Origin of the sequence: Sulfuricurvum sp., from assembly GCF_023229695.1 — a bacterium.
Lineage (GTDB): Bacteria > Campylobacterota > Campylobacteria > Campylobacterales > Sulfurimonadaceae > Sulfuricurvum.
In genome coordinates this window covers 57,623-80,307 of record NZ_JALNYS010000007.1, presented here as the reverse complement: position 1 = coordinate 80,307, position 22,685 = coordinate 57,623, and the positions used below count along the sequence as shown (strand labels likewise).

Here is a 22,685-nt window from a genome sequence, read left to right as displayed (position 1 = left end):
CTCATCTCTTAGCTCAACATCTACACCAATCATTTAGAATATCTGTTAAAATGGGATATTTTGAGTATAAATAAATAATTAGACAAAAAAGGAATTTAGATGAATGTTAAGGACTAATACATTCTCTTCTAAAAAGTTATCATTTTTGATATAATAGCTACATGAAATGGGAAATTGAGTTTTTTAACGAGGCTGTAGAAGCAGACACTTTATCTTTTCCTGCCAAAATTTTGGCGAAAATGCTCCACATCTTTGAGATGATTCAAGAACATGGTCCCAATCTCGGAAAACCGTACACTGATGCATTCGGTGATGGACTTTTCGAAATTAGAGCAAAAGGTGCTGAGGGAATAGGAAGGAGTTTCTTTTGCTATGCAAGTGGAAAGAAAATCATTATTCTCCACTCGTTTATTAAAAAAACTCAAAAAATACCCCAAAAAGAGATCGAAATCGCATTAAAGCGAAAAAAGGAGATAAACCATGACTAATAGACCTTCTTTTGAAGCATTCAAAGAAAAAGCTCTGAAAAATGAAGAGGTTCGAGAAGAATACGAAGCATTAGAACCGATCTTTGCACTCAAAAAACAGATGATAAAAGCTCGCCTCGATGCAAAACTTTCCCAAGAAGATGTTGCTACCCTACTACATACAAAAAAAAGCAATATTTCGAGATTAGAGAGTCCAAATACTAAAAGTTTACCGAACTTATCCACATTGATAGAATATGCAAAAGCTGTAGGATTTAATCTGGAAATCAATCTAAAGAGAAGCCATTTAGCGTCATAAAAACTATAGGTGATACCTATAACAATTCATTATGTAGCTATTGCTTGTTTTAAACTCCATCTCCCTATTTCCTATAAATTTTTGCTCATCAAAAACAATCCAAATCTTGCTCTCATACCATTGCAAATGAGCAATTTTTGGATTGCAACCGATATTCGTAACCGCTAAACTTTTACGAACTATCCAACAAGGGGAGAGCATGAGTTTTATACACGAAGAGGATTTATCGGTTGCAGATACGGAAGTGTTCGCCATTCTACAAAATGAGTTTGACCGACAATCAACCCATTTGGAAATGATCGCCAGTGAGAACTTTACCTCTCCCGCCGTTATGGAGGCGATGGGGAGTATTTTTACCAACAAATACGCTGAGGGGTATCCGAACAAACGATACTACGGCGGATGTCAATTTGCCGATCAGGTAGAGCAACTGGCTAAAGATCGACTCTGTAAAATTTTCGGATGTCACTACGCAAACGTACAGCCCCATTCAGGAAGTCAAGCCAATGGAGCAGTTTATGCCGCGTTATTGCAAGCAGGCGATAAGATATTAGGGATGGATTTGCGTCACGGTGGACATTTGACGCACGGTGCAAAACCCAGTTTTTCGGGAAAAAACTACCACTCCTTTACCTATGGTGTGGAAGTTGATGGAAGAATGGATTATGAAAAGATAGCTCAGATCGCGGAAATTGTAAAACCTAAAATCATCGTATGCGGTGCAAGTGCCTATACGCGGGAAATCGATTTTAAAAAGTTCCGCACCATAGCGGAGCGTGTTGGTGCGATACTCTTTGCCGATATTGCCCATATTGCCGGATTGGTCGCGGCGGGTGAGCATATGAGCCCGTTTCCCTACGCCGATGTCGTCACCTCTACAACCCATAAAACACTCAGAGGTCCTCGCGGCGGGGTGATTATGACAAACAACGAAGAGATAGCCAAAAAAATCGACAGTGCTATTTTCCCCGGAATACAAGGGGGTCCGCTAGTGCATGTCATCGCCGCAAAAGCGGTGGCGTTTGGAGAGGTTTTACACCCCTCATGGAAAGAGTATGCCAAAGCGGTTAAAAGCAACGCAAAACTTTTAGGAGAGATTATGAACCAAAGAGGGTTTCAGCTCATCAGCGGAGGAACCGATAACCATATGGTTCTCGTATCGTTGATGGAGAGAGATTTCTCAGGTGAAGAGGCGAGTGTGGCGTTGGAAAATGCCGGTATCACCGTCAATAAAAATTCGATCCCCGCCGATCCCCGCCCCGCGACCTCTACCTCAGGTATACGCATAGGAAGTGCCGCATTAACGACACTGGGGATGAAAGAAAAAGAGTTTACCCTGATCGCCCATAGAATCTGCGATGTTTTAGATGACATACAAAACCTCCCTCTTCAAATGCAGATTAAAGCGGAGCTCGAAACTCTTTTGAAGGGTTTTAGAGTCTATAATTATGCAACCTATTAAAGGCGATTCATGCAAGAGCTCGAAATATTAAACCAAAATTATCATCTCATTGCCAAAGCCATCACCTATATCGACACCCATTTCAAAGATCAGCCCTCCATCGATGAAATCGCTAAAAATATCGGTATGAGTAAATACCATTTTATGCGGGTGTTTAAAGAGTATGTCGGAGTAACCCCTAAACAGTTTCTCCACTCCGTGACGCTAAACTACGCCAAAGAGCATATCAAAGAGTCTAAATCTCTGTTGGAGAGTACTCTGGATATCGGGTTATCCAGCTCCAGCAGACTTCATGAACTTTTTGTCAATCTCATAGGGGTCACCCCAAAAGAGTGGAGAGAAAAAGGACAAGACGTCACCATCACCTACGGTTTCGGGCTCACCCCCTTCGGCGAAGCACTGATCGCCTACACTGATAAAGGGGTCTGTTATTTAGGGTTTATCGATAAAAACAAAGAGGCTATTTTTACACGATTTAGTGAACTGTGGGAAAATGCAAATTTGCAACACGATGATGAAAAAGCGCAAACCTACTTGGAAAATATTTTCATCAAAAACAAAAAATACAACCTCATGGTCAAAGGGACAAACCTCCAAATCAACGTTTGGAAAGCCCTCATCAATCTCCCAGATGGTGCGCTAACAACCTATCAAGATATCGCCAATACTATCGATAATCCCAAAGCGGTGCGTGCAGTAGCCAGTGCAATCGGTGAAAATCATATCGGCTATCTCATCCCCTGTCACCGTGTTATCGCCAAAAGTGGTGCTATGAGCGGGTATCGGTGGGGCATTGAGCGTAAAAAGATCCTCATCGCCTATGAGTCTGTCTCTAAAGAGACCCCCATCACGTACCGAACGGCAACCGTAGAAGATATCCCGATCCTTTGCACCCTTTTGCATCAGCTCTTTTCGAAAGAGGTCGAATTTACCCCTGATATCACGCATCAGACGAAGGGACTGAAAATGATCATCGAGGATGAGAAAATCGGTGAGATATACGTCGCATCAATAGATAACGAGGTAGTAGGGATGGTTAACCTTTTGTACACCGTCTCAACGGCACTGGGAGAGAGAGTCGCCCTACTCGAAGATATGGTCATCGATGAGAAACACCGTGGAGAGGATATCGGCTCGTCTTTACTCGAATACGTCCTCACCTGTACCAAAGAAAAAGGGATTCGAAGAGTGACTCTCCTCACCGATGCGGATAATCTCTCGGCACACCGATTTTACGAGGGGATGGGATTTTCAGAATCAGCAATGATCCCCTTTCGGATTCAACTATAACCTAAACAACACGGGAGCGTATGATGAGAATTTACCCTTTGCGTTGTTTAACACGCCATCTTATATTCAATCATCGAAATTACTGCCCCTTGCGGATCTTGGATAATAGCAAAATCACCGACTTTCGGTATCGACGTAATCTCGACAATAACATTTGCCCCTAACTCTTTTGCCTTATCTAGCGTGACTTTAATGTCTGTGACAGTTATGTAATTGCCCCAATGCGGCGGTATTTTTTCATCATCACACTGTTGTATATCCATGATACCTGCTATCTCTTGACCATTCAATGATACCACTTGATAGTCAAAATCGACATTGTCAGCTCTTTTGAACTCCCATCCAAAAACCTCACCGTAAAACTTTTTTGCCCCTTCGACATCGCCCGTTAAAAGCTCAAACCAACTAAATGCACCGTGCGTAGTAAATGGATTCATTTCATACTCCTTGTAATATACATCGTATCATTTTACTCAAAAAAGGGCGATCTATATCACTACACTCTCGCCTCATAGTCTACCGCTTTATCCTCATCATATACCCTCCATTCTTTTGAAACTCAAAGTCAACTTTAACAATCTCACCGCCAAATTTTTCTGCGATTTGATAGGCAAACGGGCTGAGATTATAGGGTTCATCCACACGGGAGTTTTTATAATCGACCAGTGGAAAAATACGCACCTCTTTTCCTATACGCAACATCTCAGTGATTGAGGCTTCATGAAATGCCAAGTCTAATCTATCATCGTAGACGAACAACAGATGCGAACTCAGCACCAAATCAAAGCTGTTATCAGCATACGGCAATTTCGGAAGTTCAGCGAACCAATAGTCCCTTGTGTTGTAATCGGCACAAAATGCTTCTAATGCCCCTATTCGATGTTCTTTATGTCTCTCAAATGAATGATAAAAGGCAAAATTATTATCTGCCATCCAGCTCGTATCGGCATAGATTTTCTCGATACTTTTCTCCCCTTGCACACGCAACGCATCACGATCATAACAGTACAACATATCGCATCCCTGTGCCGCTATCCCTCTACGCTTGGCTTCAGCTATAAATGAACTCGCTCCGCTTGGGCAGTCCAAAACTCTCATGTTTTTCATCGTCTCGGCATCCAAATCGAAAAATGCCACATACTCCTCAAAGGTACGACCCGTAATGAGGAAATCGTCTAATTGCAACGACATAGGTATCCTTCTAGTGTGTAGTAATAAATGTTAGGGGTTAAGTTAAAAAGAAAGTGTTATGGCAGACGCCAAAAGAGAGCAACTCGGACAAGAGGGGTATTGTCGATGGTGCGATAATGTGTCATCTGCTCTCCTTTGTAAAGTTGTGAAAGTGTACCGAAAAATCGGTTACACAAGCTTTTATTAGCGGTTATTTTTTCTGAGCTTTTACTTCGAGTCTGACCATGGATACATGAACTCTACCCATTTTATCGAGTGGAGCTAAATCCAAATACGCTTGTATCCATTGATTCAAAAACTCAACTCTCTTATTTTCAGGTAAACATCCCAAATAGGGGAACCATGTCGTTTTCAACCACCCTTCAAAAGCTTCCAGATTTTTATGAACCATATCTTTCTCGATCAATTGAACATCGGGTTGAACAAAACCTGCTTTATCTAGTATTTTCAGATAATAACTATCCGAACAAAAAGTATAGGGCGATACGAAATCTTCAAAATATGGTGCATACTCTTTTTGTACCGTGGATAATGCTGTAAAAACCATTTTAGCATTGCCCTCTCCGCCCATCTGTAATACCGTTTTTCCTTTTGGCTTCAACGCTTTGTGTATTCCGGCAATGACCGCCTCATGATTTTTTACCCAATGCAATACCGCATTCGAAAAGACGAGATCGAAAGTATTTTCATAATCGATCTTTTCGGCATCCATCTGTAGAAATTCCGGTAATGGATAGGATGCTTTTGCCAAAGCAATCATGTCGTGATTCAGATCGATCCCGACAACACGTGACGTCGTTAAATGGGCCAAATAATCGGTCACTTTTCCGTCACCGCAGCCTATATCCAAAATAACTTCGTGACCGTTCAGATTGATCTTTTCAATGAGCTCTTTTGCCCAGAGTTCTTGTGACTTGGAATTTTTCGCATACGATTCAGCATCCCATTTTGCTTCCATAGTTTCTCCTTCGATGTGCCAAAAGTATAGAGTGTTTAGAAAAAAAAGGTACAAGAAAAAGGGGGATTTTTATCGGTTTTGTTCACGATACTCTTTGGGGGTGAGCCGGTAAAACTTTTTAAATTGCGATCCGAACCATGAGACCGTTGAGTATCCGCAGCCGGTTGCTATCGAATGGATCGGATTATCGGTCGTTTTTAAAAGCAGACATGCTTTTTCCATCCGTTTTTGATCAAGCCACTCTTTTGGATTTAGCCCATAAATATTGTGCACAGATTTGCGTAGCTGCGTTTTTGTCAATCGTGTCAAGGCACACATTCCCGCAACGTCTTCGAGGATATCGACATTGGATTCAAGTAGATATTTCATCCTACTGTCCGCTGTAGATAAAACCGTGTACACAAAAGCGCTGAAACGTTCTTTGTTATTTGCGTACAGATGTAACAACAGTTCTTCTGTTTTGAGCTTGAGAATTTCTGATTTGTTTTCTATGGTTTTATTCACATACAATCGATACGAATCAGACAGATTTTTTAACAGTCCGTCCATTTTAAACAATGCGGTTTTTTCAGCCATGCTATCAAGAATCTGCAATTTATGACGCTCAATAAAAGCGTGGATATACAAATCATCAAAAAAAATGAGGGTAGCTTCATACACCCCCTTGTCATTAACGATTTCGCTCATAAAATAGTTGCCTTGAGAAAGTAGCAAGAGTGTATCTTCAGTAATCGAAATAGTACCGGTTGAAAATTTGAGATGTTTTTTTCCCTTATGAAGCAGGATCATTACATGTGTGACGTTTCGTATCGATATGTCCGTTTGGGTTTGTCGTGAAGAATAAGCTGCACAAAAAAAAGAATCTTTTGCAATTATATTCTCTTTTTGTTCTTCCAAAAAAAAGTTAGGAAGTACATAGGTCATTGGATTTTTCTCTCAAACAAACACGCATCCGCCAGAGCGTAATGATCGGGAAGCCCTTCGATAGAATCCAGTTTGAAATACCCTAAATATTCAAACCCGCATTTTTTATAATGTTCTATCAGTCCTCTATTTTCACCGACTGTATCCATCCGAATATACTTTTTACCATTCTCTCGTGCATATCCTTCCGCCCACTCGACGATGCGGGCGACGAAATTATTACCTCGAAAGTCGGGGTTTGTCGCGATGCGGTGGATATAGAGGGCCGGATCATGATCCCGTTCTCCCCATATCTGCGGATCGTTAAACGTCGTCGCCCAGATGCATGCTATACGTCCGTCTATCATCATCTTCCATTGCCGGTTTTCGGTTATCTCGGTCTCTATCCACTCCCGTTTAAACTCCGGCCAATGGACAAAGAACTTGGACTTTTGAAAATCGGTAGCGATGGCATAGAGTCTGAAAATTTCGTTGATGTCAGAAAGGGTGCTGTTTTGGATGATCATATTTATGCCCTTTCTCTCATACTATCTCTCGTCCACATCGAAGGGTGTTTCGTAACCCCAATTTTCGGATAATACTCACCGTCGCAGAGGCAGAGCGCAAAATCAGTTTGCAGTTCATCCCTAACTACTCCCTCACGTTTCAGATAATGCATGTGTTGCCTCTTTGAGAATTTCAGCAGTTGGTTTGACCCATACGTCGATATTTTGGAGCTCTTTTTTTCCTTGTTCGTATAAACCAGAAACGGCATCTTCGGCAAGTACTACTTTATAATCCCGTTCGCCTGCTTCATAGATAGATGTTCTAGGGCAATTAGGGTAATTGCATCCGCTAAAAACAAGGGTATCCACCTCGTATTTGTGTAAAAATTCATTCAAAGGTGTTTGATAAAATGCACCCCATCTAGGCTTATAGATAATCACTTCGTAATTCGAGAGATATTGTATCCCGCCATCTAATAGAAGTTTTGTATTAAAGTGAATGTCATCTTTATCAAACAGTTCTTTAGCTAACTCGGTACCTACAGTGTTTTCCATCAATAATTCAGCTCCGTTTTCAACGCTTTCTTTGCGACACAAATCCACATTAGTACCGTCTTTTTTATAAATTCGAACAATATGCACGATCGGCAACTGATGGGCGCGAAAAAAATCAAGTAGCTCCTTTATGTACGGTAGTGCCTGCGTAGTTCCTTTGATCTCTAACGGTTGCCCGTCAAGTGTATCTCTTTGCGTATCAATGGTAATCAACGCGGAGGATTTAAAGTTCGGCATGGTATATCGGTTCATTCATTTTCCTCATTTTCGTTATAATTTACTTACACTCTATACGCCAAAATAGCAAAAACCAACCCCATAGCTAAAGCAAATGGGGTGTAAAAACGGGTGTCATAATAGGCGAATTCGGATGATTTTATTTTTTTAAACAACCCGACTGCATTAAACTCACCGATCCCTCGAAGTGTAAATATCCCCGATACTATCCAGCCGCTAATGATGAAATAATCCCGATAGTGCGACGAAGACAAATCATAAAAATAGAGCATATAGGCGATTATGGCGAAACCAAACAAAGCTATCCCCACTCCAAGTGTCGCAATTTTTCCGGGGTTGATCAACGGTTTGCCATTCTCGGTCGGCAGGGCTTTACCCAATCCGTTCACTCCACCCAATGCCCAATAAAAATGGAGCAATCCGATTAGGCTTAACGCTAAAATTGCAAGAATGGTTATAACACTCATACTCTATTTTGCCAATATCCAAGTTTACGGCTATTATGCATTACAGCAAGGACAAAAACAGTATCGTGAGTTTCTTTGTAAATGATGGAAAATGGGGCAAAACATAGCGATGAAACCCATGTTGAAAAGGAGATCATATCTGCGGAAAATAGCTAATTGCTTCATAGGAGTACCTGATTTTTGGTACTCTCCCAACTGATGGGTTGCACATCACCGTTTTCCAATAATTCGAAACGTTTTTTTGCCAATTCCGACCATTCTGCTTGAGCCTCTGTATCTTGCGTGGTATCCAAAGAGGAGATCAGATATTGTGCGACAAACCCTTTTTCATTGGGGCTAAGTTCCTGCAAATCCTCAATCGCTTTATTCATTGCTATTGTCATGATATTATCTCGCATCTGGTGATATTATTATATCGCAACTCTATTTTGAATTTTTCATTTAATAGCAGATTCCAACCAAATTCCTATCTCTAATAATGGGGAGATTGTCCTCTTTTTTCGCTTTGCCTGCGGGTAGAGCGTTTGCGGAAATTATTTTAGGATAAACGGTGTAGAATGTTTAAAAATATGTTGATATGTACAATTTTGGTTGGATGTTTCTGATATTAGGACATTTTTAATATCCGATTATCTTGTAAATTTCTATCAAAATGGTATATTTTGAGTATGAATAACATAGTTAGGCGGACAAAAGACAACTCCATGCTTACTTCGGCTCAACTCCAAAGGCGTATTAGTATCGCCTATTTGTGCTTCCTGATACCTAGCACCTGTGTATTACTAGCGGTTGTTGCGCCATTTTTTCCATCTGGAATTATGGAGCCCGCATATTTTGGGTTCTTTGTACTTATACCGTTAATGCTTGTAAGCGCAGTGATCATTGCGGTTGCAATAGTCCTCACATTCATGGTCGGTCGTCGCGAACCTGCCTTGATTGTCTTGTCTATCGCATCAATGGTACTTGTCGTAATAAGCCTGTCTGAGTTTGGTGGCGACTTTTTTGCCTTCAATGTCGTTCCCGTGGTCTATGGTCTACTTGTAATAATGCTTGAGGTTAATTGGTTCTTTATCAGACGCAAGACGTCAAGTGAAGCAGAAAAAGTTGCCTAACATGCGCTTCGAGAAAATCATAATGATAGATCTATTGCCTTATTGACATGAATTTCCATTGAGTCAAATATTGAATATTTCAACTCTTCCGGTGAAATGAGCAAAGGTAGTTCCGTCAATCTTTAACTGTATATACGCATTTTGTCATCCCGTACTTGATACGGGATCCATCTCTTGCATTAGATTCCGTGTCGTAGCACGGAATGACGAGAGTATACTTCCCTCGTTGGGAATGCAGACTAACATATACACTCCCAAGCTTGAGCTCTTGAGAGCGAGACATATCTAAAAGGATTATTTTTGAACAAAAAAGGGACATTAACTTTTTTTTCGGAAAGATGGGATCCGGAAAATCGACAAAATCAAAACCCTCTCTATCGAAAAAAATGCGGTACTTTTATCAGAAGATGATTGGCTCGTAGCGCATTATCCCGATCAGATCAACTCCTTTGAAGATTATTTGAAATTTTCCGCAATTATTAAGCCATTTGAGTAAAGGGGTCAGGTATTCAATCTTCAATTTTGAAATAAACAGTATTCAGCGACATCGGTGCTAAAGAACTCTAAAATCCATTGAACTCTGTTATAATTAACCCATGACAAAAAAAGAAGAAATCTTAGCCTATCTCTCTTCCATCCGCCCGAAATTAGAGAGCGAAGGGATTGAGAAATTAGGATTATTTGGCAGTTACGCACGTGAAAATGCCGTGTGGGGTAGTGATATCGACATCGTTATGCATACCACTCCACGCTTTTTACAAGTTCATCCCGGATGGGAGGCATTGCGCGTAATCGAAGAACTCCGAAGTACGATATCGCATCGTTTCGGCGGGGGGCGTGTCGATATTTGTGACCTATCAGGATTGGATGACATTAAAAGAGAAAAATTGCTCAAAGAGGCTATTTATGTCTGAGATTCGTGATCTGCAGCGGGTTCAAACTATCATCGAAAAGATCGATATTATTCTCGAAATTGTCAATGAAAGTGGCGGAATCGTTGTCTCGTTATCGGATACTAAACTCAAACGCCCCGCTATCTTGATGCATCTTGTGGCGATGGCGGAGCAATTCGAAAAACTTAAAAATGATGCCGCTTTTTCCGTTCTAACCCATTTTGATCGTGAAGACCTCAAAGGCTCTTATGATATACGCAATTTTATAGCGCATGATTACGAAGGGATCAATCTTCCCATTATTGAAATGGTGATACGTGAAAAACTCCCGCATATTAAATCCTGTGCACTACAAGTACTTAATAACTGATGTTACGCACTTCATCGGAAGTGGGGCTTTAGCCCCGCCAAAAGTTTCACAAACACTGCAATTTCTGACAAAGCAACTATGCGAGGCTAAAGCCTCACTTCCAAAAACAGCATTTGACCTGCAAATTTTCCCTCGTTCCCAACGTCCTCGTTGGGAATGCAGACTAACATATACACTCCCAAGCTAAAGCTTGGGAGCGAGACGAAATAGCATCACCGCCGCAAATGCCATCAAACACCCGATGAGGGTGGAGAGTGCCAACGTCTCACCGTACACGACCCAGCTCGACACGATAGCCCCCACGGGAACGATAAACATAAACACCCCCGTCCGATGCGCCCCGACTTTCCCCGCCGAGACGAAATAGAGTGCGGTACTAAACGTCCCCGGAATCACCCCGATAAAGAGGATCGTCCACCAAAATACCGCGTCATACGCCCCAAAATCAAACGGACGGTGCGGCAATGCAAAAAGCATATTAATGATCGTGGTAATCCCGAAAACAACAAACGTATAAAATATGGGATTTGTCCTCTTCGTCCCTTTTTGGGTAATGATGGTCACCATGGACCACACCACAGCACACCCAAGAAAATATAAGCTATCCAGATTTAAAAAGGCAAATCCCTCATACGGTACACGAAGCAGTATCAGTGCACCGAAAATTCCGATAGAAAGTGCGATGATTTGCCGAGGTGAAGTCTTGGTTCCAAAAAATAAAATAGAGAACAAAGAAGTGATGATAGGAGAGAGTGAGGTTACCATCGTACCGCCGTATCCGGCCTGACCGTGAGAAAGCCCGGCGAAGAAGAGATAATTAAACAGTGAAGTCAATATCCCAGCCCAGAGCATGTACATAAAACCGATTCGGTCTGTTTTAAACGGTATTTTAAGATACCAGATAACGGGAATGATCGTCATAAACGAGATCGCATACCGCCAAAAAGCGGCGACTTCGGCATTGGAGTGTTCCGCCGCCACTTTCCCCGCCGTCCACGCAAACCCCCAAAAGAGCATCGCGACAATCATTAAAACAATATACTTATTCGTATTTTTGGTATTATCCATGTTTGTAACTCTCGATGTAACTGATCAAGCACTCCACACAATCGAGATAGTCTTGAGTCTCTCCCGATGCTTTCGCCGCCAAAATTGCCCCCTCCAAAGCAGAGGTAGTAAAAAGGGCTAGTTTGGCCGTATCACAAGAGCGTAATTCACCGGCACTAACCGCTTTATCAAAAATGATTTTGACGCTTTGACGAAACTTTGCGTATATCTCCTTCATCGCCATATTAAAATCTTCATCGATATTGGACATCTCCTGAACGATGTTTGCGACCGGACAGCCGCGACGAAAATCTCGTTGTTTGAGATCCCGCAAACCCTCAAAAAAATGCGCTAGATAATCACCCTCCCCTTTGGCTATTGCCAAATAACGGGTTCCGAACCGCTCCGCGATCTTCTCTTTTATCGCGGAGAGTGCCATCTCTTTTTTGTTGGGGAAAAAATGGTACATTGACCCCTTGTGCACTCCTGCATTGGCGAGAATATCGGCTAGTGCCGCACCTTGATAGCCGTGAGAATAGACCTCTTCATAGGTAGCGTCGATCAGTTTTTGTCTTGTATTTTGTTCCATCAGACTTCTTCTATATACTTTTAATTGGGAGTGGGGCTTTAGCCCCGCCAAAAGCTTCTTTGATATTAAAACAACTATGCGAGGCTAAAGCCTCACTTCCAAAAACAGCAAAGTGCAATAAATGCATAACATCTGTTACATAAACGAATTGTATCACAACCTCTTGACTATTCGGTCAAATCATTTTATAATGCCACTTGACCAAACAGTCAACACCATCCAAAAAGGATTTCTCATGCCACTCATTCACACCATAGCACCCGAAGAAGCAACAGGTGAGTTAGCGAAACTCTACAAAATCATCGAAGCGATGCGCGGGAGTGTCGGCAACAATGCCCAGCTTTTCAGCATCAGCCCTGAGTTGTTGCGTCAGCAATTGGATTTCATCAAATTTTATATGAACCACCCGACTCTATCGATGCCGCTTCTCGCCGCTATCCGCATTATGGTTTCGAGTGGCGAAGAGTGTCAGTTTTGTATCGATTACAATACGGGGATGTTGATAAATCTGGCGGGATGGACGGAGGGTCAAGTCACAGCTATGCGAAACGATCCGAATGCCGCAAATCTCCCTGAACGTGAAATAGCGATGCTCAACCTCGCGATCAAAGCGATACGTAATGCCCACGGTATTAGCGCGAATGATCTCGATACGTTACGGGAGATGGGATGGAGTGATAGTGATATTCTCGATGCGGTAAACCATGCGACGCGGATGTTGGCGACCGATATTATTTTTAATACGTTTAAGATTGAGAATAACGGATGAATCGCAGAGATGCACTCAAAATAGCGGCACTGCTTGCCGCGAGCGGTGTCATCGCCGATACGGTTCCGATCAAAAGTCAAAATAGCAAAAAACGGGCACTCCTCGTCATCGATGTCCAAAACGAATATTTTACGGGGCTTCTCCCCGTGACCTATCCGCACAACAGCACCTCCAACATCGTCACCGCGATCCAAGCGGCGAACGATGCCCATATCCCCATCGTCATGGTACAACATACATCGAAGTCTAAAGCGTTTGTAAAAGGGACACACGGATGGGAATTGCACGAGAGTGTTAGAAATACCAAAACGGCGCACACGATCGAAAAAACGATGGCAAGTTCTTTTGTCGGCACCGATCTGGAAGCGTGGCTCCCTAAAAACGGGATCGACACCGTCGTTATCAGTGGCTATATGACGCAACACTGCTGTGATACGACGGCGCGATACGCTCATCATTTGGGTTTTAACGTCGAGTTTTTATCGGATGCGACGGGGACGCTGGCATTTGAGAATGCAGCGGGAAAGGCTACCGCAGAAGAGTTGCATCGTGCCACCCTTGTGGAGCAAGCATTTCGATTTAGTAATGTTATGAGTACGCAAGAGTGGGTAGAGGCGGTAAGGGTTTAAAATGCTTGTTTACACTACTTCCAAGGTAGAATGGAAGTGGAAAATAAAATTATTATTTAGATGTATCAATCTCTGTAAATTTATTATTATTTTTAAAATGAGATAACTTATTGTTTGTGTATTTTTCAATCATTGCCATCAAGTCATGATAACCACTATCCCCAAAATGATAAAATTTCAATTCAGTCCCATGACGTACACTACCAAGAAGATGAATATATCTTTGAAAATATGAGCTATCAGTTATTCCAAGAGAGTGACCGAATAAAACCAAATCTGTTTCAGGTTCTAAGTGTCTTGCTATGTTTGATTTACCGAAATTACGGTTACGAGACTTTTTAAAAAAATAATGATCTGATTGTACTTTTGCATCATCTTCAACTCCAAAAATAATATCTGAATTTTCAAGTGAACCGTGCACATGTACGTGTTTCTCTTCTATATCATGAATACCCAATATTTCTGCAATCCTAAAGACTGAATTAGTATAATTAAAATTAAAAATTTTATCGGCAGTTGCAATCTCTTGTCAAATCATTTCAAAAGCTTTGGACTCATGACTAATTGCAGCATTTTGAGCTTCTTTTAAATAATCAGTTAATGCTCTTTTTAATGCTATAAAGTCATCTTCCACGTTGTGATCTGCATCTGCAACGGTGACAGCCATAGAGTATTCAGGTATTTCTTGTTCAATATCTACCCAATTATTGAGATTATTTTTATACGTTAAATATTTTGCAAATGAATTATCTTCTTCAATTAAAGATTTAAAATAATCACTTGCAAAAAAATCTTTATAACTTGTTTTTAGTCCCAAATTTAAATCAAATCCATTCCCAATGACAATAATTTTCATATTATTTTCCACCATCAATTTCACTCTTCAACGCCTCATTCTCCACACTGAGCTTTGAGTTTCAATTCAAGCAGTAGCATCAACGGGTAGTACGTATTAGTTATCAACTTTTCAAGTTCATCTAAAATTATTTCATCGTAAATTTCTAAGGCGAGGTTTCGTTTTTCGAGAGCTTCGAGCCATTTGGCTCCATCAGAGATCAGTCCGTAATCAAACGCCGTTTTGATCGCTTCGCGAGGGCTTTTGACATCATACCCCTCGGTGATAAGATAATCTTTCATCACTTTCCAAGAGAGTTCAAACGCCACCTCGAAAAACTGGATCAACCCCGCTTTTTCGATCTCGTTGAGAGACTCTTTTTCAACCGTGGTACGGAGGTGAGCAAGCGATTTGGTATAGTTTTCCATCCGTTGTCGGCATCGAACCAATCCCTCACCCATGTGTACCCCTTTGATGTTTTTTATTGTCTTATAATACTCTTTTAGCCTTAATCCTATGCTAAAATCCCCTCATGAAATTCACCCATGCCACCCACAACGACATCCCCACCCTAACCTCCCTCCTAAACCGCTCCTATCGCGGTGATAGCTCCCGTGCAGGATGGACGACCGAGGCGGATCTGCTCAGCGGTAAACGGATCGATGAGGCGGGAGTGGAACAATTGCTAGGTGATCCCGAATCTCTAATCCTGATCGCTCAGTCTGAGGATAGGGTCTTCGCCACCATCCATGCGCATCATGAAAACGAGAGCGTCCATTTCGGACTGTTTGCCGTCGAGCCGACCTTGCAGGGAGGGGGGATCGGAAAAGCGCTTTTGGCCTATGCCGAATCCGAAGCCCATAAACGGTGGGGAATCCATACCGCCGTGATGGAAGTCATCACCCACCGCACGGAGCTGATTGAGTATTATGAACGCAGAGGGTATCTTAGAACGGGTAAAGTGATCCCGTTTCCCGAATCGGGTCTATGGGATAGAGAGGTCGATTCTCTGGAGCTGGCCGTTCTGACCAAAAGTTTGCCTGCAATCCCCTAGTAATTTTCCGTAGTATTCGATGACTCCGAAAACGTATAACATCCTCCTTGACATTATTACTAATTAGTAGTATATTTCTCATATGAAGAGATTACCTGAATTTGAACCCGATATCGCACTGTCGCTCTCGACCTGGGTAGAGATCATGAAAGCGTTTAACAGTATACGTTCTCTCGAACTCTCCCTTATCGAAGCCAACGGCCTTACGATCGGCCAGTTTGCCCTCCTCGAACTCCTCTACCACCGCGGCGACCAGACCATCGGTGCGGCGACGAAACTGGCGATGAGCACACCGGGCAACATGACCGTCGTGGTTAAAAATCTTGCCAAGCAGGGGCTGATAACGACCCGCAAGAACCCTGCCGACAAACGCAGTTCCACCCTCCAGATCACCGAGGAGGGAAAACTGCTTATGGATTCGCTCTTCCCGGAACATTCGCGGCGTATCACCGCGTTTTTGTCGGGGCTTTCCGCGCAGGAGCAAAAGAGCGTTCAGGAGCTGTTGCGCAAGCTCAACAAATCGCTCAAAGGAGAACACCATGTTTGTCCACATCCACCGCTCGCATGAGCGCGGCATATCCGATCTCGGCTGGCTTCACAGCTGGTTCAGTTTTTCGTTCGCCGAATACCACAACCGTGACCGGATGGGGTTCGGTGCCCTGCGGGTCATCAACGACGATGCAATCAAAGCGGGGACGGGATTCGGGATGCATCCGCACCGCGATATGGAGATTATCACGATCGTGACCAAGGGGGCCATCGAGCACCGCGATTCAGAAGGGAACCACGGAATCACCCGTGAGGGGGAGATCCAGTACATGTGCGCCGGAACCGGCGTCCACCACTCCGAACACGCAACCGGAGAAACCGATACCGAACTGTTCCAGATCTGGATCTTTCCCGACTCCCACGGATACCCTCCCCGCTACGAGCAGCGCGACTTTCGCACTATCACCGATCAAAAAGGGTGGCATACTCTGGTCTCGGGAGACGGGAGAGAAAACTCGATCCGTATCCATCAGGACGCCGAAATCCGCATCGCCCGACTGAAAGCGGGAGAATCTCTCCCCCTCCCCCCTCTCAGCCCCGATCACGGTCGGCTGCTGCTGGTCGTCGAGGGGAAACTCTCTGTCGCGGGGACCGAACTCGACCGCCGCGACGAGATGCAAATCACCGACACGGAAGAATATACGCTGAGTGCTTCGGAAGATACCGAAGTATTGGTGTTCGAGGTGCCGATGGAGCGATAGTGTGCCGGATAGTAGAAGACGGAACAAAATACAAACCGGCTGAGAATGGAAACCGTTTGCTTAACGCCGTTATATCTCCCCGATCCCCACCAGCTTCACTTCGGACAACAGTGCACGCGACTGCTTCAACGCTTCAATCGTATCGGGACGGGGGTGCCCGATCGCGATTGCCGATCCGTGCTGTTTGGCTTTTTCAACCGCTTCTTTGATCTGCCGTTTCACATTTTCCACACCGTCTTGATGGTCCAGAAAGACATCTCGTCCCAGATACCGCAATCCGAATTTTTTACACACCTGTGGCACTTTGGTACTGCCGATCGTACGGCTATCGACGAAAATAATCCCTTCATCGCGCATTACTTTGATCAACTTCTCCATTGCCGCAGCATCGGCGGTAAATTTTGATCCTGTATGGTTATTGATATAGTGGACGTTCGGATAGAGACGTTTGATCGAAGCGATTTGCTTCGCAATGGTCTCAGTGCTATCCGATACCCGTAATGTTATCGGCTCTTCCGCACTGTACGAAACCGCTTCAAGCGGCAGATGAACCATGTACCCCTTGTGGCCTGCCGCCAACGCGGCAGAATCCGGATGAGAATAGCTAGGAGGGAGAAACGACATCACAATCGGCAATCCGACCGACTCAATCGCTTTGACGTCGCGTTCATACGAGACATCATCCATAATGATGGTCAATTTCCCTTCCCCACCGCTGGGTCGCAAAGGGCGGGGGGCGGGAGGGGGAGGAAGCGCCTTTTTATCTTTCGGGGCGTATTCGTGCTGCGGCTTCAACGCTTCGGCAGGACGCTCTTTCGCCAATACCTTCTGGAGCTCTTGTTTAAGTCTGCGAATTTCTCGCTCCTGGCGCATACTATCGGCATTGACACGGGGAGTTGCAGGTTCTTCATCGAGTGTCGTAATTTTTTTGATCTGGTCAAACATTTGCCGTGTCTCTTCGCGTTCAGAGATGAGCTCATTTTCCGCTTGTTCGTATCCAAAAAAATAACCAATAAAAAAAGTCCCGATCAAAAAAAGGAGAAAAGTGAGAATCCAAATGATTTTTTTTAACAGAGGAGAGGTGGAAGGGGGTTCATGATGTTTTCTCATAGACAGAGGGGAACCGCTTTCATAGGGTAATCAGAGCCGAAGGCCCTGATAAAGGGGGATATTAGTTTGTGCTTTGGTTAACGATTTTGTTTTTGGAGATCCAAGGCATCATGGTACGGAGTTTAACACCCGTTTGTTCGATCAATGACGCACGCGCATTGGCACGCTCAGCGTTCATGCGCGGATAACCCGCTTGACCTTCGAGGATGAAATCTTTTGCGAAACGGCCGTCTTGGATCTCTTTGAGGATCTCTTTCATTGCCGCTTTGGATTCTGCGTTGATAACACGTTTACCGGATACATAGTCACCGTATTCCGCGGTGTTGGAGATGGAGTAACGCATATCGGCAATCCCCCCCTCGAACATCAAGTCAACGATGAGTTTCAATTCGTGAAGACACTCGAAGTATGCCAATTCAGGTGCGTAACCCGCTTCGGTCAATGTTTCGAATCCCGCTTGTACGAGAGATGCCGCACCGCCGCAAAGAACCGCCTGCTCTCCGAATAGGTCGGTTTCGGTTTCGTCTTTGAACGTCGTTTCGATAATTGCCGTACGTCCTCCGCCGATAGCCGATGCATAGGAGAGTGCCAACTCTTTCGTTGTTCCGCTCGGATTTTGTCCGATCGCGATAAGGTCAGGGATCCCGCCGCCGCGAACGAATTCCGAACGGACCGTGTGACCCGGAGCTTTAGGGGCGATCATCGTTACGTTGATGTCTGAGCGAGGGTGGATACGTCCGTAATGGATGTTGAACCCGTGACCGAATGCGATTGTCGCACCGCTTTTAAGATTCGGCTCGATTTCGTTTTTGTAAATCTCCGCTTGGTTTTCATCCGGAAGAAGGATCATGACGACATCGGCATAGGCAGATGCTTCGGCAACGCTCATAACCTTGAACCCTTTTGCTTCCGCTTTGCCCCATGAACTACCCTCTTTACGTAGTCCAACAACTACTTCTACACCGCTATCACGTAGGTTTTCCGCGTGTGCGTGACCTTGTGATCCAAAACCGATCATTGCGACGATTTTGCTTTTGATGAGTTCAATATTACAATCTTTATCGTAGTAGACGTTCAATCCCATGAGAGTATCCTTAGAGTAAGCGTTCGAAATGCTTAAAATTTCGCGGATTATACCCCATTTTTCCCTAAACCAAGATTAGCAGACCCTTATAATAGACCCTTAATTTTTTCTTTTACCTTTTCCATCCCTTCGCATGCTACAATTCACCAAAAAATTGGGAGCCATCATGAAAAAATTCAACCTTTTCAAAGAGATCATCGTCGTCGCTAAATCCGATTTTTTACAGGCTGTCAACTCCGCAAAAATATTTGCCATCAGCCATGACGGGAAAATCGTTTTTGAGCCGTTTGCACCGAATCTTATATCTATTTATGAGGGGTCCGTCCCCCCGATCTCCCCCCTCTCAACCAATCTTTCACGCCCCATCAGCGAAATGCTGGGAAAAAATTACCGCATCGTGGAAGATGACGACCGCCTTCTGATTAAAGCCTCCGCAGCATGGCAGAATATAATCGGGTTTAACCGTCTGCGCGCTTTGTATGACGATACCACCGGAGACGGAATCGCCGAATTTTCGGACAAAGTGCTGGAGCAGATGGGATGGCACGCGACGGAGTTTAATATTCAATACCGTGATATTGTCGAACTGTTTGAAAGAGAGTGTGACGGAGTATTGATCTGTATCGAGCAAGAAGAGCCCTACCAGTTCAGCGGCTTGGGATTTATATTTGATCTGGAGCATGCACGAGAAATCGCTTTAGAGTACTGCACACGAGTTATTAAAGATAAAATTGCCAATGATGAAGACTTCTCTACCTTGAGCGACGACGAAGAGGAAGCGGCGGAGTTTTTTAAAGCGATTTGATTTTAAATCCATCAAAGCCAATCGGAGTCAAGCTCCGATTGCATGATTCACTATTCGGAAAGATGCAGTTTGATATTGGTCGGCATTGTGTAACTGGAAATATCGAGCATATCAGCGAATGCAAATTGGACACCGAGTGTAATCGTACGGGCATCATAGGAGAGAGAGTTTCTATATGCGGCGATCAAATAGCCATAGGCGAGTGAAAAGTTGTTGCTTGTGTTCCCTTCTATGCGGCTATACACATATGCCAAACGTGCATTATTAACTGGATAATAATCCATTCCGATCTTGTAAAAATTTTTGTTTTCGGTAAACTCCGAACCAATGTTGCCGCAGGAGAGAGATGTGTCTAACGTCCCGGCAGAGGTATCAAACCGTTTTGTAATATCCGCATACATTTGCTTGGTCGTCTGATCGGGAACCGTTAAGCCGCCGTTTAACTTGTTGATGCTACTGCCTACTTCCACATACACATCATCCAACACCATATATCCCAATCCAAGCGAACCGTAATAGGTATCTGTCTGTTCTCCACCTATTTTTCGATTCATATAATCAACTCCGATTTTAATATACCCTTTGTTTTCCAGCGGATTAAATTTAAGCAGAGCCGCTGCATTATATAGGTCTGCACCCTTGTCCAATCTGACCTTGACCTCTTCGGTATTGTAAAATATTCCTACGGTATTTTCTTTCGTGTTCTCAACTTCACTGTTTATCCCGTAAAGCGAGATGAGATTGTTTCGTGAATCGCCGGCTTGAGCAACGGTGTTCAATGTCGCCAGAAAGATGAAAGAGGTACAAATCGATATGCGGTTCATAAATTTCCTTGGTAAGTTTTCAGTGTTTTGTATGAAAACACTAACCCAATTTTAAGAAATTATAATCAAAATTATACGGTAATTAATTAAAATAGTTATCGTGCAGATTGTAAAAATACTCCAAGTGTATATTTGTTACATTGTGATAGTTGAGTGATAATAGTGCCGCATTCTGTTTCTACCTCAGAATTGATCAATAATCTGTAGCCGCTTTCCCACATGTAGAAGTATTCTTTAAATACCGCTCTAAAATAATCTTCGCAGAGAGCGAATCGATCCGTCCGTCACGTTTGTAGCGGATTTCACCCCTCATCAGCGCTTCGGCTTCTTGGGAGCTGTGGGATTCGTCTTGATAGGCGATCTCACCGTTAAATTCGACGAGATTCATAAAGTGCGCGACGCGACGGCGCATCTCATCTTCGGTAGTGCTCCCCATCGGGATACCGATGACAACCGCAGTCGCTTCGTATTCGTTCAATACTTTTTTGACGTCGTTAGCCGCTTGATTGCGATTTTTCCGCTCGATCGCGGGAAGCGGAGTGACGAGACCGTTGCCGTAGCTGAGGGCAAGCCCGATCCGTTTCAGCCCCAGATCGATCGCGATGACGGCTCCCATCATTTTCCCAGACAAAATTGCCCGAACATCTTGTCGAACATCTCGTCGAGTTCATACGGACGGGTGAGCGACGCCATGGCGCGGATCGCTTGATTAATATGAAAGGAGAATATCTCCAGCTCTTCGGATTCCAGCGGTTCATACGACTCTTGGATCGAACAAAGCGCCTGCGTCGTCGCGCTGATTTGCCGTTCCGAGATGAGCATCATCTCCTCCGAATCGTTGTCGTGATCCATCAATCCGGTGAGTGCTTCGATCAATTCGCGGGTCTCCTGCTTGCAGCTAAGACGTATGGGGGCATGCAGATCAAGGATGGCTGTCTCAAACTGCGTCGGAAGGTCCGATTTGTTGAGGACGGTGATAAAGGGCTTTTGCTCTTTGTACCGCTCGATCAACGCTAAAATCGCCTGATCCTCCTCGTCCAGAGTTCGGCTTGCGTCAAAGAGGGCTATAACGACATCCGCCCCTTCTATTGCGGCGATGGAGCGTTCGATCCCGATCCGCTCGATCTCGTCGTGAGCAGCTCTAATCCCCGCCGTATCGACGAGGCGGATGAGATGGGACCCGATACGTACCTGCTCTTCGATCGTATCGCGCGTCGTTCCGGCGATATCGCTGACGATCGCCCGTTCGTAATCGAGAAGGGCATTGAGGAGTGAACTTTTTCCGACATTGGGTTTGCCGATGATCGCGACACGGTACCCCTGCATCAATCCGCTTCTGCGGCGCGACGATTCGAGGGTTTTGGAGAGGTCACGGGTAATGGCTTCGAGTTTGTAAAGGATTTGATCCACGACGTCTTGTGGCAAGTCCTCTTCCGCGTAATCGATCACCACTTCGGAATAGGCCAAAATCTCCAGAAGGGCATCACGAATTTTCTCGACGTATTCACGCAACTCCCCCTTCATCTGGCGGGCAAGAATCCGTGCGGCATCGTCGCTTTTAGCTTCGATCAGCGAAGCAATCGCTTCGGCTTGGGTCAAATCAAGCCGCCCGTTCAAGAAAGCCCGTTTGCTAAACTCTCCCGGCTCGGCCAGACGGACATTGTATTCCAAAACGGCGCGCAACACCCTCTGCGCCACGATAAATCCGCCGTGGCACTGAAATTCCACAACATCTTCACCGGTAAAGCTTTTCGGCCCCTCAAAATAGAGGAGAATCGCTTCGTCAATCAGTTCGTCATTGAGAGCGTAGAGAAAGGAGAGTACGGCGTAGCGGGGAGACAATTTTGTTCTACGGCTCATTGAAAGGGCGACGGAAAGCGCCCTTTCTCCGCTGAGGCGGACAATGGCGATGGAACCGACGCCATTCGCCGTAGCGATGGCGGCTATGGTATCAGACAT

The 22,685-nt window shown here is 44.3% G+C and carries 31 protein-coding genes; 13 read left to right on the top strand and 18 right to left on the bottom strand.

Annotation, left to right across the window (positions count from 1 at the left end; genetic code table 11):
* Positions 1–161 precede the first annotated feature (161 nt).
* The 4 genes from M0P91_RS06370 (at position 162) to M0P91_RS06355 (ending at position 3,538) form a co-directional block, all read left to right on the top strand.
* A complete protein-coding gene (locus tag M0P91_RS06370) occupies positions 162–488 on the top strand; it encodes a type II toxin-antitoxin system RelE/ParE family toxin (RefSeq protein ID WP_295065788.1) in 327 nt (108 codons plus the stop codon).
* Positions 481–786, top strand: coding sequence for a helix-turn-helix transcriptional regulator (locus M0P91_RS06365; RefSeq protein WP_295065786.1), 306 nt, complete (start codon positions 481–483; stop codon positions 784–786). Before M0P91_RS06370 ends, M0P91_RS06365 begins: the two co-directional genes overlap by 8 nt.
* 199 nt (positions 787–985) lie before the next feature.
* Positions 986–2,248, top strand: a complete 1,263-nt coding sequence (locus M0P91_RS06360; RefSeq protein ID WP_295065784.1) for a serine hydroxymethyltransferase — start codon at positions 986–988, stop codon at positions 2,246–2,248.
* A 9-nt stretch (positions 2,249–2,257) separates the two neighbouring features.
* On the top strand, positions 2,258–3,538 hold the full coding sequence (locus tag M0P91_RS06355; RefSeq protein ID WP_295065782.1) for a GNAT family N-acetyltransferase: 1,281 nt from the start codon (positions 2,258–2,260) through the stop codon (positions 3,536–3,538).
* 47 nt (positions 3,539–3,585) lie between these two features.
* Here M0P91_RS06355 and M0P91_RS06350 read toward each other — a convergent pair whose 3' ends face one another.
* From M0P91_RS06350 to M0P91_RS06315, 8 genes are all read right to left on the bottom strand, one after another.
* The gene (locus M0P91_RS06350; protein WP_295065780.1) at positions 3,586–3,975 is read right to left on the bottom strand and encodes a VOC family protein; all 390 of its coding nucleotides are present in this window, start codon (positions 3,973–3,975) and stop codon (positions 3,586–3,588) included.
* A gap of 79 nt (positions 3,976–4,054) precedes the next feature.
* Entirely contained in the window at positions 4,055–4,729 is a 675-nt protein-coding gene (locus tag M0P91_RS06345) for a hypothetical protein (RefSeq protein WP_295065778.1), read from the bottom strand.
* A gap of 190 nt (positions 4,730–4,919) precedes the next feature.
* Entirely contained in the window at positions 4,920–5,687 is a 768-nt protein-coding gene (locus M0P91_RS06340) for a class I SAM-dependent methyltransferase (protein WP_295065776.1), read from the bottom strand.
* A 69-nt stretch (positions 5,688–5,756) separates the two neighbouring features.
* On the bottom strand, positions 5,757–6,374 hold the full coding sequence (locus tag M0P91_RS06335; protein WP_295065773.1) for an AraC family transcriptional regulator: 618 nt from the start codon (positions 6,372–6,374) through the stop codon (positions 5,757–5,759).
* A 233-nt stretch (positions 6,375–6,607) separates the two neighbouring features.
* Positions 6,608–7,117, bottom strand: coding sequence for an N-acetyltransferase (locus M0P91_RS06330; RefSeq protein ID WP_295065771.1), 510 nt, complete (start codon positions 7,115–7,117; stop codon positions 6,608–6,610).
* 132 nt (positions 7,118–7,249) lie between these two features.
* Positions 7,250–7,903, bottom strand: a complete 654-nt coding sequence (locus tag M0P91_RS06325; RefSeq protein WP_295065769.1) for an isochorismatase family cysteine hydrolase — start codon at positions 7,901–7,903, stop codon at positions 7,250–7,252.
* A gap of 29 nt (positions 7,904–7,932) precedes the next feature.
* Positions 7,933–8,355 (bottom strand): DUF3995 domain-containing protein, encoded by a 423-nt coding sequence (locus M0P91_RS06320; RefSeq protein WP_295065767.1) that lies wholly within the window; start codon positions 8,353–8,355, stop codon positions 7,933–7,935.
* A 161-nt stretch (positions 8,356–8,516) separates the two neighbouring features.
* Positions 8,517–8,726 carry an addiction module protein gene (locus tag M0P91_RS06315; RefSeq protein ID WP_295065765.1) on the bottom strand — a complete coding sequence of 70 codons (210 nt, stop codon included), beginning with the start codon at positions 8,724–8,726 and terminating at the stop codon, positions 8,517–8,519.
* A 297-nt stretch (positions 8,727–9,023) separates the two neighbouring features.
* Here M0P91_RS06315 and M0P91_RS06310 point away from each other — a divergent pair, with 297 nt between their 5' ends.
* From M0P91_RS06310 to M0P91_RS06300, 3 genes are all read left to right on the top strand, one after another.
* Positions 9,024–9,467, top strand: a complete 444-nt coding sequence (locus M0P91_RS06310) for a hypothetical protein (RefSeq protein ID WP_295065763.1) — start codon at positions 9,024–9,026, stop codon at positions 9,465–9,467.
* Positions 9,468–10,063: 596 nt separating this feature from the next.
* Positions 10,064–10,381 (top strand): nucleotidyltransferase domain-containing protein, encoded by a 318-nt coding sequence (locus M0P91_RS06305; RefSeq protein WP_295065761.1) that lies wholly within the window; start codon positions 10,064–10,066, stop codon positions 10,379–10,381.
* Positions 10,374–10,730 (top strand): HepT-like ribonuclease domain-containing protein, encoded by a 357-nt coding sequence (locus tag M0P91_RS06300; RefSeq protein ID WP_295065758.1) that lies wholly within the window; start codon positions 10,374–10,376, stop codon positions 10,728–10,730. Before M0P91_RS06305 ends, M0P91_RS06300 begins: the two co-directional genes overlap by 8 nt.
* A 183-nt stretch (positions 10,731–10,913) precedes the next feature.
* On the opposite strand, the gene M0P91_RS06295 is transcribed toward M0P91_RS06300, so the two are convergent.
* Together M0P91_RS06295 and M0P91_RS06290 are read right to left on the bottom strand one after the other, a co-directional pair.
* Positions 10,914–11,798, bottom strand: coding sequence for a DMT family transporter (locus tag M0P91_RS06295; RefSeq protein WP_295065756.1), 885 nt, complete (start codon positions 11,796–11,798; stop codon positions 10,914–10,916).
* Positions 11,791–12,366, bottom strand: a complete 576-nt coding sequence (locus M0P91_RS06290) for a TetR/AcrR family transcriptional regulator (RefSeq protein WP_295065754.1) — start codon at positions 12,364–12,366, stop codon at positions 11,791–11,793. The genes M0P91_RS06295 and M0P91_RS06290 overlap by 8 nt, the downstream gene beginning before the upstream one ends.
* 235 nt (positions 12,367–12,601) lie before the next feature.
* Here M0P91_RS06290 and M0P91_RS06285 point away from each other — a divergent pair, with 235 nt between their 5' ends.
* Both M0P91_RS06285 and M0P91_RS06280 read left to right on the top strand, forming a co-directional pair.
* Positions 12,602–13,135: a hypothetical protein gene (locus tag M0P91_RS06285; protein ID WP_295065752.1), complete on the top strand. Its 534-nt coding sequence runs from the start codon at positions 12,602–12,604 to the stop codon at positions 13,133–13,135.
* On the top strand, positions 13,132–13,764 hold the full coding sequence (locus tag M0P91_RS06280) for a cysteine hydrolase family protein (RefSeq protein WP_295065750.1): 633 nt from the start codon (positions 13,132–13,134) through the stop codon (positions 13,762–13,764). The genes M0P91_RS06285 and M0P91_RS06280 overlap by 4 nt, the downstream gene beginning before the upstream one ends.
* Before the next feature lie 52 nt (positions 13,765–13,816).
* Here M0P91_RS06280 and M0P91_RS06275 read toward each other — a convergent pair whose 3' ends face one another.
* The 3 genes from M0P91_RS06275 to M0P91_RS06265 are packed head-to-tail and all read right to left on the bottom strand — an operon-like array spanning position 13,817 to position 15,060.
* The gene (locus M0P91_RS06275) at positions 13,817–14,269 is read right to left on the bottom strand and encodes an AbiH family protein (protein WP_295065953.1); all 453 of its coding nucleotides are present in this window, start codon (positions 14,267–14,269) and stop codon (positions 13,817–13,819) included.
* A 24-nt stretch (positions 14,270–14,293) separates the two neighbouring features.
* A complete protein-coding gene (locus M0P91_RS06270) occupies positions 14,294–14,635 on the bottom strand; it encodes an AbiH family protein (RefSeq protein WP_295065951.1) in 342 nt (113 codons plus the stop codon).
* A gap of 20 nt (positions 14,636–14,655) precedes the next feature.
* The gene (locus M0P91_RS06265) at positions 14,656–15,060 is read right to left on the bottom strand and encodes an HI0074 family nucleotidyltransferase substrate-binding subunit (RefSeq protein ID WP_295065748.1); all 405 of its coding nucleotides are present in this window, start codon (positions 15,058–15,060) and stop codon (positions 14,656–14,658) included.
* 71 nt (positions 15,061–15,131) lie between these two features.
* Here M0P91_RS06265 and M0P91_RS06260 point away from each other — a divergent pair, with 71 nt between their 5' ends.
* The 3 genes from M0P91_RS06260 to M0P91_RS06250 all read left to right on the top strand — a co-directional run bounded on the left by M0P91_RS06260 (position 15,132) and on the right by M0P91_RS06250 (position 16,903).
* On the top strand, positions 15,132–15,653 hold the full coding sequence (locus M0P91_RS06260) for a GNAT family N-acetyltransferase (RefSeq protein ID WP_295065746.1): 522 nt from the start codon (positions 15,132–15,134) through the stop codon (positions 15,651–15,653).
* 82 nt (positions 15,654–15,735) lie between these two features.
* The gene (locus M0P91_RS06255; RefSeq protein ID WP_295065744.1) at positions 15,736–16,221 is read left to right on the top strand and encodes a MarR family transcriptional regulator; all 486 of its coding nucleotides are present in this window, start codon (positions 15,736–15,738) and stop codon (positions 16,219–16,221) included.
* Positions 16,193–16,903: a pirin family protein gene (locus M0P91_RS06250; RefSeq protein WP_295065742.1), complete on the top strand. Its 711-nt coding sequence runs from the start codon at positions 16,193–16,195 to the stop codon at positions 16,901–16,903. Before M0P91_RS06255 ends, M0P91_RS06250 begins: the two co-directional genes overlap by 29 nt.
* 69 nt (positions 16,904–16,972) lie before the next feature.
* Here M0P91_RS06250 and M0P91_RS06245 read toward each other — a convergent pair whose 3' ends face one another.
* A complete protein-coding gene (locus M0P91_RS06245) occupies positions 16,973–18,013 on the bottom strand; it encodes a divergent polysaccharide deacetylase family protein (RefSeq protein WP_295065740.1) in 1,041 nt (346 codons plus the stop codon).
* 61 nt (positions 18,014–18,074) lie between these two features.
* Positions 18,075–19,097, bottom strand: a complete 1,023-nt coding sequence (gene ilvC, locus M0P91_RS06240) for a ketol-acid reductoisomerase (RefSeq protein WP_295065738.1) — start codon at positions 19,095–19,097, stop codon at positions 18,075–18,077.
* A 166-nt stretch (positions 19,098–19,263) separates the two neighbouring features.
* Here ilvC and M0P91_RS06235 point away from each other — a divergent pair, with 166 nt between their 5' ends.
* A complete protein-coding gene (locus M0P91_RS06235; protein WP_295065736.1) occupies positions 19,264–19,902 on the top strand; it encodes a hypothetical protein in 639 nt (212 codons plus the stop codon).
* A gap of 50 nt (positions 19,903–19,952) precedes the next feature.
* Here M0P91_RS06235 and M0P91_RS06230 read toward each other — a convergent pair whose 3' ends face one another.
* The 3 genes from M0P91_RS06230 to mnmE all read right to left on the bottom strand — a co-directional run bounded on the left by M0P91_RS06230 (position 19,953) and on the right by mnmE (position 22,685).
* Positions 19,953–20,726, bottom strand: a complete 774-nt coding sequence (locus tag M0P91_RS06230; protein ID WP_295065733.1) for a hypothetical protein — start codon at positions 20,724–20,726, stop codon at positions 19,953–19,955.
* Between the two features lie 193 nt (positions 20,727–20,919).
* Positions 20,920–21,342 (bottom strand): Holliday junction resolvase RuvX, encoded by a 423-nt coding sequence (gene ruvX / locus M0P91_RS06225; RefSeq protein WP_295065731.1) that lies wholly within the window; start codon positions 21,340–21,342, stop codon positions 20,920–20,922.
* Positions 21,342–22,685, bottom strand: coding sequence for a tRNA uridine-5-carboxymethylaminomethyl(34) synthesis GTPase MnmE (mnmE, locus tag M0P91_RS06220; protein WP_295065729.1), 1,344 nt, complete (start codon positions 22,683–22,685; stop codon positions 21,342–21,344). The genes ruvX and mnmE overlap by 1 nt, the downstream gene beginning before the upstream one ends.

Coding starts and splice junctions, on each gene's coding strand:
- M0P91_RS06315 (WP_295065765.1), bottom strand. CDS start 8,726: ATGAATAAAGCGATTGAGGATTTGCAGGAACTTAGCCCCAATGAAAAA.
- ilvC (WP_295065738.1), bottom strand. CDS start 19,097: ATGGGATTGAACGTCTACTACGATAAAGATTGTAATATTGAACTCATC.
- M0P91_RS06305 (WP_295065761.1), top strand. CDS start 10,064: ATGACAAAAAAAGAAGAAATCTTAGCCTATCTCTCTTCCATCCGCCCG.
- M0P91_RS06300 (WP_295065758.1), top strand. CDS start 10,374: ATGTCTGAGATTCGTGATCTGCAGCGGGTTCAAACTATCATCGAAAAG.
- M0P91_RS06350 (WP_295065780.1), bottom strand. CDS start 3,975: ATGAATCCATTTACTACGCACGGTGCATTTAGTTGGTTTGAGCTTTTA.
- M0P91_RS06365 (WP_295065786.1), top strand. CDS start 481: ATGACTAATAGACCTTCTTTTGAAGCATTCAAAGAAAAAGCTCTGAAA.
- M0P91_RS06370 (WP_295065788.1), top strand. CDS start 162: ATGAAATGGGAAATTGAGTTTTTTAACGAGGCTGTAGAAGCAGACACT.
- M0P91_RS06260 (WP_295065746.1), top strand. CDS start 15,132: ATGAAATTCACCCATGCCACCCACAACGACATCCCCACCCTAACCTCC.
- mnmE (WP_295065729.1), bottom strand. CDS start 22,685: ATGTCTGATACCATAGCCGCCATCGCTACGGCGAATGGCGTCGGTTCC.
- M0P91_RS06295 (WP_295065756.1), bottom strand. CDS start 11,798: ATGGATAATACCAAAAATACGAATAAGTATATTGTTTTAATGATTGTC.
- M0P91_RS06360 (WP_295065784.1), top strand. CDS start 986: ATGAGTTTTATACACGAAGAGGATTTATCGGTTGCAGATACGGAAGTG.
- M0P91_RS06245 (WP_295065740.1), bottom strand. CDS start 18,013: ATGAGAAAACATCATGAACCCCCTTCCACCTCTCCTCTGTTAAAAAAA.
- M0P91_RS06255 (WP_295065744.1), top strand. CDS start 15,736: ATGAAGAGATTACCTGAATTTGAACCCGATATCGCACTGTCGCTCTCG.
- M0P91_RS06280 (WP_295065750.1), top strand. CDS start 13,132: ATGAATCGCAGAGATGCACTCAAAATAGCGGCACTGCTTGCCGCGAGC.
- M0P91_RS06355 (WP_295065782.1), top strand. CDS start 2,258: ATGCAAGAGCTCGAAATATTAAACCAAAATTATCATCTCATTGCCAAA.
- M0P91_RS06345 (WP_295065778.1), bottom strand. CDS start 4,729: ATGTCGTTGCAATTAGACGATTTCCTCATTACGGGTCGTACCTTTGAG.
- M0P91_RS06325 (WP_295065769.1), bottom strand. CDS start 7,903: ATGAACCGATATACCATGCCGAACTTTAAATCCTCCGCGTTGATTACC.
- M0P91_RS06330 (WP_295065771.1), bottom strand. CDS start 7,117: ATGATCATCCAAAACAGCACCCTTTCTGACATCAACGAAATTTTCAGA.
- M0P91_RS06285 (WP_295065752.1), top strand. CDS start 12,602: ATGCCACTCATTCACACCATAGCACCCGAAGAAGCAACAGGTGAGTTA.
- M0P91_RS06320 (WP_295065767.1), bottom strand. CDS start 8,355: ATGAGTGTTATAACCATTCTTGCAATTTTAGCGTTAAGCCTAATCGGA.
- M0P91_RS06340 (WP_295065776.1), bottom strand. CDS start 5,687: ATGGAAGCAAAATGGGATGCTGAATCGTATGCGAAAAATTCCAAGTCA.
- M0P91_RS06310 (WP_295065763.1), top strand. CDS start 9,024: ATGAATAACATAGTTAGGCGGACAAAAGACAACTCCATGCTTACTTCG.
- M0P91_RS06335 (WP_295065773.1), bottom strand. CDS start 6,374: ATGAGCGAAATCGTTAATGACAAGGGGGTGTATGAAGCTACCCTCATT.
- M0P91_RS06270 (WP_295065951.1), bottom strand. CDS start 14,635: ATGGTGGAAAATAATATGAAAATTATTGTCATTGGGAATGGATTTGAT.
- M0P91_RS06290 (WP_295065754.1), bottom strand. CDS start 12,366: ATGGAACAAAATACAAGACAAAAACTGATCGACGCTACCTATGAAGAG.
- M0P91_RS06250 (WP_295065742.1), top strand. CDS start 16,193: ATGTTTGTCCACATCCACCGCTCGCATGAGCGCGGCATATCCGATCTC.
- M0P91_RS06265 (WP_295065748.1), bottom strand. CDS start 15,060: ATGGGTGAGGGATTGGTTCGATGCCGACAACGGATGGAAAACTATACC.
- ruvX (WP_295065731.1), bottom strand. CDS start 21,342: ATGGGAGCCGTCATCGCGATCGATCTGGGGCTGAAACGGATCGGGCTT.
- M0P91_RS06230 (WP_295065733.1), bottom strand. CDS start 20,726: ATGAACCGCATATCGATTTGTACCTCTTTCATCTTTCTGGCGACATTG.
- M0P91_RS06235 (WP_295065736.1), top strand. CDS start 19,264: ATGAAAAAATTCAACCTTTTCAAAGAGATCATCGTCGTCGCTAAATCC.